This is a genomic window from Halorubrum wangae, from assembly GCF_051194135.1.
GTDB lineage: Archaea > Halobacteriota > Halobacteria > Halobacteriales > Haloferacaceae > Halorubrum.
In genome coordinates, this window is record NZ_JBLZNH010000002.1 from 499,658 (window position 1) to 512,245 (window position 12,588).

At 65.6% G+C, this 12,588-nt stretch carries 11 protein-coding genes; 8 read left to right on the forward strand and 3 right to left on the reverse strand.

All coding sequences use genetic code 11. The features are described from left to right. Window positions 1-136 precede the first annotated feature (136 nt). Window positions 137-1,108, forward strand: coding sequence for a phosphoadenosine phosphosulfate reductase family protein (locus ACNS84_RS07745; RefSeq protein ID WP_435074267.1), 972 nt, complete (start codon window positions 137-139; stop codon window positions 1,106-1,108). Between the two features lie 13 nt (window positions 1,109-1,121). On the opposite strand, the gene ACNS84_RS07750 is transcribed toward ACNS84_RS07745, so the two are convergent. Further along, the gene (locus ACNS84_RS07750) at window positions 1,122-1,988 is read right to left on the reverse strand and encodes a polysaccharide deacetylase family protein (RefSeq protein ID WP_435074268.1); all 867 of its coding nucleotides are present in this window, start codon (window positions 1,986-1,988) and stop codon (window positions 1,122-1,124) included. 228 nt (window positions 1,989-2,216) lie between these two features. On the opposite strand from ACNS84_RS07750, the gene ACNS84_RS07755 reads away from it, so the two are divergent. From ACNS84_RS07755 to ACNS84_RS07765, 3 genes are read left to right on the forward strand one after another with little or no spacing between them, the layout of a single operon-like run. Next, window positions 2,217-3,296: a DUF1616 domain-containing protein gene (locus tag ACNS84_RS07755; protein ID WP_435074269.1), complete on the forward strand. Its 1,080-nt coding sequence runs from the start codon at window positions 2,217-2,219 to the stop codon at window positions 3,294-3,296. Then, a complete protein-coding gene (locus tag ACNS84_RS07760) occupies window positions 3,296-5,209 on the forward strand; it encodes a DUF6541 family protein (protein ID WP_435074270.1) in 1,914 nt (637 codons plus the stop codon). The genes ACNS84_RS07755 and ACNS84_RS07760 overlap by 1 nt, the downstream gene beginning before the upstream one ends. After that, complete coding sequence (locus ACNS84_RS07765; protein WP_435074271.1) at window positions 5,206-6,357, forward strand: glycosyltransferase family 4 protein; 1,152 nt, start codon at window positions 5,206-5,208, stop codon at window positions 6,355-6,357. The genes ACNS84_RS07760 and ACNS84_RS07765 overlap by 4 nt, the downstream gene beginning before the upstream one ends. Here ACNS84_RS07765 and ACNS84_RS07770 read toward each other — a convergent pair. Then, complete coding sequence (locus ACNS84_RS07770; RefSeq protein ID WP_435074272.1) at window positions 6,342-6,590, reverse strand: hypothetical protein; 249 nt, start codon at window positions 6,588-6,590, stop codon at window positions 6,342-6,344. The genes ACNS84_RS07765 and ACNS84_RS07770 overlap by 16 nt on opposite strands. Before the next feature lie 201 nt (window positions 6,591-6,791). On the opposite strand from ACNS84_RS07770, the gene ACNS84_RS07775 reads away from it, so the two are divergent. Then, entirely contained in the window at window positions 6,792-8,000 is a 1,209-nt protein-coding gene (locus tag ACNS84_RS07775) for a sulfatase (protein ID WP_435074273.1), read from the forward strand. Window positions 8,001-8,024: 24 nt separating this feature from the next. On the opposite strand, the gene ACNS84_RS07780 is transcribed toward ACNS84_RS07775, so the two are convergent. Then, a complete protein-coding gene (locus ACNS84_RS07780; RefSeq protein WP_435074274.1) occupies window positions 8,025-8,954 on the reverse strand; it encodes a glycosyltransferase family 2 protein in 930 nt (309 codons plus the stop codon). Window positions 8,955-9,279: 325 nt separating this feature from the next. Here ACNS84_RS07780 and ACNS84_RS07785 point away from each other — a divergent pair, with 325 nt between their 5' ends. The 3 genes from ACNS84_RS07785 to ACNS84_RS07795 all read left to right on the forward strand — a co-directional run bounded on the left by ACNS84_RS07785 (window position 9,280) and on the right by ACNS84_RS07795 (window position 12,545). Next, entirely contained in the window at window positions 9,280-10,680 is a 1,401-nt protein-coding gene (locus ACNS84_RS07785; protein ID WP_435074275.1) for a sulfatase, read from the forward strand. Between the two features lie 126 nt (window positions 10,681-10,806). Next, a complete protein-coding gene (locus ACNS84_RS07790) occupies window positions 10,807-10,932 on the forward strand; it encodes a hypothetical protein (protein WP_435074276.1) in 126 nt (41 codons plus the stop codon). Then, the gene (locus ACNS84_RS07795) at window positions 10,929-12,545 is read left to right on the forward strand and encodes an alkaline phosphatase family protein (RefSeq protein WP_435074277.1); all 1,617 of its coding nucleotides are present in this window, start codon (window positions 10,929-10,931) and stop codon (window positions 12,543-12,545) included. Before ACNS84_RS07790 ends, ACNS84_RS07795 begins: the two co-directional genes overlap by 4 nt. Window positions 12,546-12,588 lie beyond the last annotated feature (43 nt).

Sequence of the window (12,588 nt, forward strand, 5' to 3'; positions counted from 1 at the left end):
GCGCAACTTTGTCGGAGTCACGCGGTCATCCCTTGGCCGGGACGGAGCGGTCCGCGCGGTGTCGGTCGCGCTCGCCCTCGACCGCCGGATAGCAGGGGATTAACTTTGCCGGGTCCACGGCAAGACCTCACCGCACATGGACGCGAACTTTCCCGATTCTGTGTCGGTCGACTACACCGACGGCGAGGGCGAGGATCCGACGGACTATCCGTCGCTGCAACACAAACTCGAGAAGGCGATCGAGGTCACCAAACTCGGTCTCGAACAGTACGAGAACCCGGCGGTGATGTGGACGGGCGGGAAGGACTCCACGCTGACGCTGTACTTCATCAACCAGGTGGCCGAACAGTACGGCTACGAGAAGCCGACGGCGGTCTTCATCGACCACTACCAGCACTTCGAGGAGATCATCGACTTCGTCGAGCGCTGGGCCGACGAATGGGATATCGATCTGGTGTTCGCCCGCAACGACGACGTGGGCGCGTACGTCGAGGAGCACGGGTTAGAGCCGGGCGACGACATCCCCATCTCCGCGCTCTCCGACCACAACCAGCATCACGTTCGGAACATTCTGGAGTACGAGGAGGAGACGTTCCCGTTCCTCCTGGACACGTACGTGGGCAACCACCTGCTGAAGACGGTCGCGCTCAACGACGCCTTGGAGAAGTACGACATCGACGGCGTCATCTCGGGAGTTCGGTGGGACGAGCAGGAAGCGCGGGCGGACGAGACGTTCTTCTCGCCGCGCCACGACCCCGACCTGTTCCCGCCGCACGACCGCATTCAACCAATCCTGCAGTTCGCCGAGGCCGACGTGTGGGACGCCTTCTGGAACTACGTTGTCCCGGAAACCGTCGAAGCGTTCCCCGACGAGGGGTACGTACCCACGTCCGCTGACGACTTGCCCGAGGGTGTCGAGCAAGACGACATCCCCATCTCACCGAAGTACTTCGCCGGCTTCCGCTCGCTCGGCAGCGAGGTCTCGACCAAGAAGACGACGGACGAACCGGCCTGGCTGCAGGACCTCGAGGGGACGACCGAGCGCGCCGGCCGCGCCCAGGACAAGGAGGACCTGATGGAGCGGTTGCGCGACCTCGGCTACATGTAACGTCCGAGCGCCGCTAGGCGTCGAGGTTCGGACCCGTCCGCTCGGGACGGCCTTCGACGGAGTCGAGGTATCGCTCGGTGGTTGCGAACTCAAAGTCCTCCAGCAGGCGTCGGAACTTCCCCGCCGCCGCCCCGAGACGGTGGTAGTAGAACCAGTCGTACTCGTCGATACGAGGTATCGACGGGTCGAGCTCCCACGGGTGAATGTAACAGACCGCCGGATGGCCGGCCGCGATCCGGCGTTCGAGCGCGTACTTAACGAACCGATACGGGAGCGCTCGGAGGTAGAACCCTCCGGCGACGGGGACGTTGACGTCGACTCCGGGGACGCGGTACGTGCTGAGCGGGACCTCCCACAGCCCCTCCTCGCGGGGGACCGTCAGGTCATCCGACCTGATCCGGTACGGCGCTCTCGGTGCGTCTGGCATCCCGTACAACGGCGTTTTCACCGGGAAGACGCTCGAATCGTAGCGGAACCCCTTATCTTCGAGGACGTCTATCGCCCACGCCGTCGACCGGTCGAGTGAGAACTTGGGCGCGCGGAATCCCCGGATATCTTCGGCGGCGACGCCGGCGTCGCGGAGCGCCGCCACGGAGCGCTCGATCTCGGTCCCCAGTTCCGACGGAGACAGCTCGGAGAGGAACTTGTGCGAGTAGCCGTGTGACCCGATCTCGTGGCCGTCGTCACGGATTCGCCTGATCAGGTCCGGATGATTCCTCGCGACGTCCTCTAGCACGAAGAACGTCGCCTCGTTGTTCGTCCGCGAGAGCAGCGTCAAGATTCGGTCGACGTTCTCGATCACTCGGTCGGTACGCGCGTCCCACTGCTCTCTCGGGAGATCGCAGTACCACGGTTCGAGGTCGATCTGTAACACGTTCATCGTGCGCGTCTCTCCGAGAGAATCCTCGTCGGGTGGCATAGTTATGGATCGACAAGCGGCGCGCCGTCGCGCTCGGTCGGAGACTGAAATCGAGGATCTTGCCGCAGAAACCCGCAGCAACCGGTTAGCCGTGGTATAACTATCACACGCTACCGCGGACGTGTGAGCACCCTAATGACGGCTCGCCAAGCTTCTCAATTCGTACCATCACTCGGCGTTTTGTGGCCGGTGCCGGTCGTCCTCCTCGGCAGTCTCCTCGTGATCGGACTCCCCGGGGGATCCACGCTTCGCTTGCTGACGGCCGGCGTCGCGCTGTTGTTCCTCCCCGGCTACGCGCTCACGCTCGCGGTGTTCCCGGACAGTCGAACCGAAGAGAAACAAGCCAAGACCCCGTTGAATCGCCGCTACTCCCTGTCGGCCATGTCGTCGCTCGACCCCTTCGAGCGGCTGGCGCTGGCGTTCGGATTCAGCGTTTGTCTGATGCCCGTGTACGGCTTCGTCGTCGAAATGGCGGGAGCCGGGTACGACCCGTGGACGGTGGTCGTTCTCGTTTCGGTCGCGACGACGCTGTTCACGGCTCTCGCGGCCATCAGATACCGACTCTCTCCGACCCAGATCGACCCTCCGTCGCCGTTCGCGTATCTGGCGAAAACCGTCGCCGACGAGGTCTCCGCCCCGACACCGGGGAAGCGGGCGCTGAACGTCGCCGTGGTCGTGACGCTCGTCCTCGCGACCGCGACCCTGGCCGGCGCGATGGCGTCCCCGTCCGAGAGCCCCGAGTACACCACCGCCGTGCTGCTGACCGAGACCGACGAGGGCGAACTCGTCGCGGCCGGATATCCGGACCGGCTCCAGGCGGGCGAGACCGCGGACTTCGTCTTGCGGGTGGAAAACAGCGAGTCGCGGGCGGTCACGTACGAGGTCGTCGTTCAGCTCCAGCGCGTGAGCGCCGACGGGACCGTCACCGAAGTCTCCGTCCGCGAGCAGTTCCGGCAAACCGTCGACGCCGGTTCGGCGTGGCAGCAGGACCACCGGGTCACCTCGGACATGTCGGGGGAGCGGCTCCGGCTCGCGTATCTCATTTATAAGGGAGAGAGCCCCGCGGAGCCGACCCTCAGCAACTCGTATCGGAATCTCACGCTCTGGGTCGGGTCGGAACAGGCCGGGGACGAAGCGCGCGTCACGGAGACGCTCGAACGGCCCTCGACGTCGGCGGTGAGCGTGGATCGCATCGACTCCAGTTCGCTCGCCAGCGAGCACACTGTGACTGAGTGGATTCGGGCGGCAACCGTCACGGGGGCGCGCTGATGTCCCGCGGCCTCTCACCGACCGGCGAGGACAGAACCGCGGTGTCGATAGCGCTGATGGTTGGGTGCCTCTGCTTCGTGGGTGCGGTTATCGCCGCGGAATCGAACCCAGCCACCGCCTACGAGGTGTCGATCTATCGAAGTACGCCGCCCCTCTACTGGCTCGGCGTCTCCATCTCGCTGCTGGTCGGCATCGCCGCGCTGGTGCTGGCCGCCTCGTGGATACAGTGGGCCGGCGGCCTCGCTCTGACGGGCCTCTCGATGCTATCGGTCCCGGCGCTTCCGCTCGTTCGCGGCTACTTCTTCTACGGCCTGGGAGACGGGCTTCGGCACTCGGGGAACATCCGCAGGCTCGTGACCGGCGACGCAAACTTCTTTACCGAGGTGTACCCCGGGTCGTACACCTTCAGTGCCTTCCTGAGTGCGTTCTCGGGAGCCTCGCTGGAGCAGTCGATGCTCCTCGTCGCGTTCATCGCGTTGGCACTCTACGTCGTCTTCGTCACCCTCTGCGTGCGGACGATTCTGCCACGCAGGCGGGCGGTCGCCATCGCAGCCGTCTCGGCGCTCATGATCCTCCCGCTGAACCACATCAGCTTCCACCCGCACTTTCACACGTTCTCGATGACGACGTTTCTGACGCCGATACTACTCTACGTCGTGATCAAGCATATCACCGATCGCGGGGTCGACGAGACGATCCCCGGTCGGATCTCCTCGACCGATCTCGGATTCGCCGTGGCCGCGGTCGCGCTCGTCTTCTACCACCCGCAGACCGCGCTGAACGGTATCATTGTGTTGGGTGCAATAGTAGTGCTACAGCAACTCAGTGGGCGGTTTCTTCGGGATACTCCGCTGGCGAATTCTCCACCGATATACGGTCAGCTGCTGTTCTTGGTGGCGTTCTTTCTACTGTGGAACATCCAGCACGACGCGGTGTTCAACATGACTTCGAACTTGCTCGCCTCGCTGAACGGGTGGCTACTGGGGACCGAGCAAGGCGGACAGATCGTGACGGAGCGCGTTGACTCGGCAGAATCCGTCGGGCTCGGCGTCGGCGAGCTGTTCGTCAAACTGTTTTTGATGCCGGCGTTCTACGCGCTCGTCGCCGGCGGCGTCGTGGTGGCGAACCTGTTCTCAGACGCGTTCGACAGGGAGAGCCGAATGATAACGACGACGTTCTCTACCGCGGGATTTGCGCTCGGTGTGTACTCCGTTGCGCATTTCGTGGGGGACGTGTCCGGCTACTTCTTCCGACACATCGGGTTCGGGATGGTGCTCGTCACGATCCTCGCTGGGATCGGACTGACGAAGGCGGGCGATCACGTCGACGAACTGCGCCCTTCGCTCTCGCGGCTCGTGAAGACGCTTGCCGTTTTCGGGCTCGTGATCGCCGTGGCGCTGTCCCTGCTCGTCGTGTTCCCCTCCCCGTACCTCAGCCAGCCGACACAGCACGTCTCTGAGCAGATGTACTCAGGGCACGAAACGATAATGGAGTACCGGCCGGAGGGCACAGCGCTGGCGTCGACCCGCAGCCCCCCCACTCAGTATACGCAAGCCATGGGAACGAATCTCGACCGGCGGCTCGGTTGGGCCGTTCCACCGGAGGCGCTTCCATCTGACCTGCGTCGGTTCCGCGGTGACGACTATCCGACGCAGGATTTCTACTACTATATCGAAACGTTCGGAGACGAACAGAAAGAGGTAGTTGCGTATCGTGGACTCCGCTACGACAAATCGGACTTCACGAACGTCCGGGAGACGCCCGGCGTGAGTCAGGTCATAACGAACGGCCGCGTCGATGTGTACCACGTCTCGTATAGCGACGAGCCCATCATCGGGGACCCCCGAGTCACGTCCCCTGCGCCGTCGGCGTATCAGCCCGAGGCCGCTTCGAAACAGGGGGTACTGCCATGAGCTCCCGAGCGGACGACGATAGCGTCGAGGTACTGGTCATTGGACCACACCGTCCCGACAGTGGCGGTGGCGTGAACCAATACATCACTGAACAATGCCGCCATCTACCGGATCGGATCCGAACGCGTGTCTACAGCGTCTGGGTCCCCCCCGGAACCGGACTCAAGCGGTTGGTGATCGCTCTTCTTACCGCGCTGAAGCAGATGCTCCTGTTCCCGTTCCGTACCCCGCCGGACGTGGTTCACGTCCACTCGGCGCAGTGGAACTCGTTCTATCAGTCGGCGTGGTACGTGCTCTTCGCGGGGCTGGTGTGGCGCCGCCCGGTCATCCTCCACATTCACGGGTCGTCGTTCGACGAGTTCCTGGCGGTGGACTCGCTCCCGATCCAACTGCTCCAGTCCGCCGTGTTTCGCGAGAGCGACGTCGTGGTAGCGCTCTCGGACGGGTGGGCGGAGGTGCTCGAAGGCCACGTCGACCCGGAGAAAGTAATCGTTCTCCACAACGCGGTCGACGCCTCTGAGTACGATCCGTCATTTTCGGTCCCACCGGTCCGACTGTCGTTCGTATCGAACCACATCGATCGAAAAGGGATCAAGGAACTCGCCGAGGCCCTCGACCGGATCGCCGAGGAGACGCCGATCGACGTCACCATCGCGGGCAAGGGGCCGCTGTCGCACCTCGCCGAGGACCTGGCGGACGACCGACCGGGAGTGGAGTACGTCGGGTACGTCTCCGAGGAGCGGAAACGCGAAATCCTCGAAGAGTCGTCGGTGTACATCCTCCCGACGTACGCGGAGGGCGTCCCGATCGCCATCCTCGAGGCGATGGCCGGCGGGAACGCCATCGTTTCGACCGATGTCGGCGGTATCCCGAGCGTCGTCGACGAGGACAACGGCGTGCTCGTCGAACCGGGCGACGCGGACGCGCTCACGGACGCGATCCGGTCGCTCCTCGCTGATCCGGAACGGATCCAGACGATGGCTGAAGAGAGCAGACGCCGCGTCGTGGCGGCGCACTCGTGGGAAACGGTGACCGCCGACCTGGAAGCGCTGTACGATTCGCTCGCACCGGCGCCGCGGGACGACGCGGACGCGCCGCCCGGCGAACGGTCAGAGACGCGCTCGACCGAGTCTCACGCGTCCAAGTAGCCGAGCGACCGCAGTCGCGCTTGGATGTCCTCATCGTCGACGTCCTCGTACGCCTCGTCGGCGTCGTCGCCGGCCACCACCTCTTCGAGAACGAACGTCACGTACTCGTCCACCGACTCGAAGTTCGTCCTCGCGACGCGCCGTTCGACGCGCTCGTAGAGGTGGTCGTCTATCGCCACGTCGCGGCGTCGCTCTGCTCCCGTCGCACTCCGTCCGTCGGCCTCGTTGCTCATTTCTGAATCCCTCACCGGGACTATCGGGGAAACGGACTTCAGTAGCCCCCTGCTAATGCGCCGACCGGGCGCCTCGGCCGCCACGGGTCTGACGGTCAGACGCTCGCGTTGCGACGGCCGGACGCACGCGGTCAGGTCGCTACGCCGACCGCGCGGAGTAACTCGCCTATAACAATACTCGCGCTGGGGAACACCGGTACGATGGCAGATCCACGGAACGTCGTGCTGGTTACGGTCGACAGCCTCCGCGCCGACCGATGCGGCCACCTCGGGTACGACACCTCGCTCACGCCGACCATCGACAGACTCGCCGAGGACGGGCTCCAGTTCGATAACGCGATCGCGCCCGCCGGATCGACTCGCGGCTCATCGACCTCCTTCATGACCGGCGGCTACCCCTTCTCCCGTCCAGGGGCCGACCGCCGGGAGTCGATACGGAGGCAGGTCCGCGCCCGCGACACCCTCGCCGAGCGGTTCAAACGCATGGGGTACGAGACGGCCGCGTTCACCGCGAATCCGTGGACCTCTCGATCGTTCGGCTTCGACAAGGGATTCGATCACTTCGAGGATTTCATGGACGAAACGACGTCGAACCGCTTCCGCGACGGCGGTGACAGCGACGCCGGTCCCCTCCGCGAGACTGCTACGCGCCTCGCGGACTGGTGGACGGGCCAGGAGATGTTCATGTCGTGGGAGTCGTTTTACGACGATATCGATCAGTGGCGGCAGTCGGCCGAGGAGCCGTACTTCCTGTGGGTGTTCCTCGTCGACGTTCACATGCCGTACATCCCGCCGACGGAGCACCTATTCCTCTGGCCGTTCACCTACGGGGCGAACGCGTGGCTCTTCGGCGGTGCGGACGAGCGACTGAGCCCGCTGTTCCGCGACCGACTCCTCTCGGCGTACGACGAGACGGTCGCGTACACCGACGATTTCGTCGCCACGCTCGTCGACGACGTCGGCGACGACTCCGTCGTCTGCGTCCACGCCGACCACGGGGAGCTGTTCGGCGAGGAGGGCCGGTACGGCCACGGCTACCTCCACGAGTCGGTCGTCAACGTCCCCCTCGTCGTCGGCAACGTCCCCAGCGAACGCGTCGAGGACCCGGTCTCGCTGACGGCGATCCCAGATCTGCTCACCGGGCTCGCCGCGGGGGACCGGCCGACGGTCGAACGCCCGTACGTGACCACGCGGAACAACGACGGCATGCGCGTCGCCCGCGGCCGCGACTGGCGGTATCAGCAGACGCCGGACGACGAGTCGGTCGCCGTCCGGTCCGACGGACAGTGGCAGCAACAGGGCGAGGACCACCCGCTGTACGAGATCGGCCGCACGATTGTCGAACGGGAGGTGGCGACGGAGGACGAGCGGCGTCACATTGTCTCGGCAGTGCGAGACATCGACGACTGAACGAGGTTTCCTTTTAATGCGTCGTCATCGAGCGGCGCCGAGTCGCTTCACTCGTCGAACGAGCCCCAGCGTCACCGGGCCGCCGACCGCGGCCGCCATCGTCTTCCAAGCCGCCCCGTATGTGGGACGGTACCGGAGTGAGACGAGCGCGTGCCGTACCGCGGCGGCGTAGCGACCGCTTTGGAGGGCGGAGCCGGCGAGTGACCGGTTCAAATACGCCCGAAACTCGTCCTCGCAGTCGTACGCTTTCGCGAGTCCGAGGTGTTTCTCGAGCAACAGCGGGTACGACACGTCGCGTTTCACCTCGTAGTCGCCGCTGATCTGCTCGTGTCCCATTCGCCTGATGACGAGCGGCTCCGGGATGGCGGCGAACTCGCAGTGGGTCGATAGGCGAAAGTACCATTCGCGGTCCTGCCAACTGGGGAACCGCACGTCGAGCGGTCCGGCCGCCTCGACGACGCTCGCGTCTACGAGCATACACGAGAACGGGTTGAGCGACGCGCCCTTCAGGATCGCCGCGGTGACGTCGCCGCTGGTGGTTGGCGCTCGGACGTTCGTCGTCTCGTCACCGTTGACGAACCGCTGGCCGGTGTAGACGGCGCCGACGGCGGGGTCCGACGACTCCATGACCTCGATTTGGCGTGCGAGCTTCGTCTCGACCCAGACGTCGTCGTCGTCGATGAACGCGATGTACTCGCCGCCGGCCTCGTCGATGCCGGTGTTCCGCGCGGCACAGGCCCCGCGGTTCTCCTCGTGGCGCACGAGCGTGACGTCGAGCCCCGTCGTGTCGACCTCGTCGAGCAGTGGCGCCACCGGTTCTGGTGAGCAGTCGTCGACGACGACGAGCTCCACAGCCGAGTACGTCTGTCCCGCGACGCTGCTGACCGCCTCCTCGAAGTACTCCGGGCGGCCGTACGTCGGAAGCACGACGCTCACCGTGCGCTCGTCGCTCATTTCCTCTGCGTAAGCCGACTCGGCACTTCGTTATCGACTTGCTATCACCGCCCGCACCGGCGTCCGCGTCCCGACGGCGCGTTCCGGGGACGCTCCGATCGGTTACACCAATCGTAATTCGGCTCGCAGTCGGTCGATTTCGGTCGCGCTCTCGTCCCGAACGGTCACCGTGTGGCTCACCGCCGGCGGTCGTTTCGACGGTGACACGCTCGATGGGGCCGGTCGAGTGCGACCGCTCCGCGGGTCGTCGCAGAACGGTTAGCGAGCCGTCGTGGAACGGTTAGCGAGTCATGAATTAAACGCGGTTGCGGTCTGGTGTGCACCAATGACCGACCGGGACATCGTGTGGCTCACGCTCGAGAGCGTTCGGCAAGACCGGACGTCCGTCGGTGGCCACGAGCGCGACACCACGCCGTTTCTCCAACGCCTCGCCAACGAGGACAACAGCGCCACGTTCGATAACTGCACCACCCACGCCATCTGGACTCGGCCGTCGTCGACGTCGATACTGACCGGCCGCGCCCCTTCGAATCACCGAACGTGGTCGACCGATCTCGCCCTCTCGGACGACATCCCAACCATTCCGGAGGGACTACGTGACGCCGGATACCGGACGGTCGGCGTCTCCCCAATTGCGCAGGTGAGCGCCGCGACCGGCCTCGACCGCGGATTCGAACACTTCCACTACCTCGGGAAAGATCAGCTCCTCTCGGAGGTCGGTCCGCGCATCCTCGCACAGTACCTCCTCAACCTCCAGCGCCACTCGGCCGGGTGGACGACCGACACGAGGAAACACAGCACGGGCTACCTGATCGACGCGCTGGCGAGCCGACATATCCGGCAAGCGTCCGGGGGCGACGAGCCCCTCTTCCTCTACGCGCACCTCGGCGACAGCCACCACCCGTACTACCCGCCGAAGGGCTGGCGCGATCGGTTCGAGGACGACCTCGACATGCCGATAGATCAGGCCCTCGCCGCGTCGCTCGACATGTCCGATCGGGTGCACGAGCACATCGCCAACGGGCTCCCGTTCGATGCGGAGACGTGGAACGCCATCGAAGTAATGTACGACACGTCGCTGTCGTACGTCGACGCCATCGCTTCGTCCATTGTCGAGACGGCCCGCGCCGAACTCGACGACCCGATCATCGTCGTCACCGGGGACCACGGCGAGTTCTTCGGCGAGGAAGGGCTGTTAGCACACATGCTCTCGACGCACACGGCGGTGACGAACGTCCCGCTCGTCGTCGCGGGGGTCGACGGCGTCTCCGGATCTCAGTCGGGCGTCGTTCAACACGCCGACGTGATGCAGACGATTGTCGGGGAGCTCGGACTGGACGTGCCGGTCCCGGTCGGTCGCGACATTCGGACCGATCCCCGGGAGGTCGCGTTCACCCAGCGCGGCGAACCGCGGAGCGTGACGAAACTGCAGGAGCTGCTCCGTCATAACCCCGCGTTCGACGCGAGCGGGTTCCTGTCCGGCGTCGTCACCAGCGCCAGAACGCGGGAACACAGATACCAGCGCGGGGACGATCGCACGAACCTCTATCGTCTGCCGAACGAATCCGTCGACGTCGCCGAGTCGGAACCCGAGGTGGCCGAGTGGCTCGCCGACGAGACGGAGTCGTGGCTCGCGACGCACGGCGCCTCGTCGAACTCTCGAGAGCGGAGCGCCGAGTTCACTCCCGAAATGGCGAAGCAGCTGGAAGACCTCGGCTACCTCTGATGCCGTTCGGTCGACTGCCGACTCTGTGTCACGACCAAGCGACACGTTAGCCGGCCCGCCGGCGCCCCGTCACGCCCGATAGGTCGGGAGTAACAATGTGTCCGAGGGGGGTAGGACGCGACAGTTATGGATTCACTCGGCGACGGCCGTGGCGAGGACGAGAGACGCGACGACCGCGGACTCGCGCGGTCGATGCCCACCGCCCGCCGCCGCGGGGCGAGTACGCTCGCGACCAAGGCGGTGCGACGATGACCGCGGACGAACCGGAACGGGCGTTCGTGCTCGGGCTGGACGGCGTGCCGTGGTCGCTGGTTGAGCGGTGGATGGACGAAGGGGACCTCCCGACGTTCGAGCGGCTCCGGCGTGAGGGCGCCGCGGGGCCGTTCGAGAGCACGATTCCGGCGAACACGCCGGTCGCGTGGCCGTCGATAGCGACCGGCAGTGACCCGCCTGGGCACGGGCTGTTCGAGTTCATGCGCCTGGACCGCCGGTACAGGCAGCGACCCAACACCGCCGCGGACCGAAATCGCCCGGCGATCTGGGATCTCGTCTCGCCCGCGGTCGTGGGCAACGTCCCGATGACGTTCCCCGCCGCGGAGTTCGACGGCGAGATGGCCACCGGCATGATGACGCCGACGGGCGCCGCGGAGTTCACCTACCCACCGGAGCTCGGAGAAGCGATCGAGCGCCGTATCCCCGACTACGAAATCGGATTGGACTGGAAGGAGTACTTCGGTCGACAAGAGGCGTTCCTCGACGCGCTCGACGAGTTATTGATGAACCGTCGGGAGCTCATGCGGCTCCTCCTCGAACGGACCGACTGGCGGCTCTCGTTCTTCGTCTACACCGCGCCCGACCGCCTCCAGCACCTCATCTGGGACGAGGCGGTGCTCAAGGAGCACTACAAGAAGCTCGACGACGTGCTCGCGGAGGTTGTCGAGCGCTGTGAAGAGCGCGACGCCGTCCTCTTCGTCGTCTCGGACCACGGCTTCGGCCCCGTCTCCCGGCAGGCGAACGTCAACGAAATCCTCCGACGAGAGGGGCTCGTCGCGCGGCAAGAACAGGAGGGGATGCGCGGCCTCATGTCGACTGCCGGCCTCGACAAGGACAACGTCCTCGCCGCGTTGCGGCGGGTCGGCGTCGACGAGGAGATGCTGGTCCGATACCTCCCCGAGGGACTGATAAACCAGGCGGCTACCCGCATTCCCGGAAACCACGCGCTGTACGACGCCGACTTCTCGCAGACGCGGGCGTTCCTCCACGGCCTCGGGAGCGTCTACGTCAACGATACGGTTCGGTTCGCGTCGGGGACCGTCCCCCCCTCGGAGGTTCCGGACGTCAAGCGTCGCGTGACGGAGATCCTCGAGAACGTCCGGGACCCCGAGACGGGAAAGCGGCCGCTCGTCGTGCTGGACCCGGATCACGGTACGTCCCGCGCGGCCGGTTCGGATGGCGACGCGTCCGCCCAGGACGGCGCGCTCGAACCGGATCTCTTGGTCGAGTCGATCACCAACTACACGGTCAACTGGCAGTTCGCCGACGATCCGTTCACCGTCCCGGAAAAGGCCGCGGACCACGAGTCGGAGGGAATCTTCTTCGCGCACGGTCCCGGCATCGAGCCCGGATCGCGGCCGGCAAACGCCTCGGTCGTCGACCTCGTGCCTACGCTCTTGCACCTGCTCGACCGTCCGGTGCCGTCGCACGCCGACGGGACCGTCCTCGATGAGGTACTCGCGGCGGACTCGGCGGCGGCGGATCGATCCGTCCGGACCGCGGAGTACGACGCCGCCGAACCGCGCGAGGCGGTCGACGGCGACTTCGACGACGTCGAGGACCGACTTCGCGGCTTGGGCTACATGGAGTGACGGTCGACAACCGCCCGACAGCGGTCGTGTCGGTGCCGGGGGT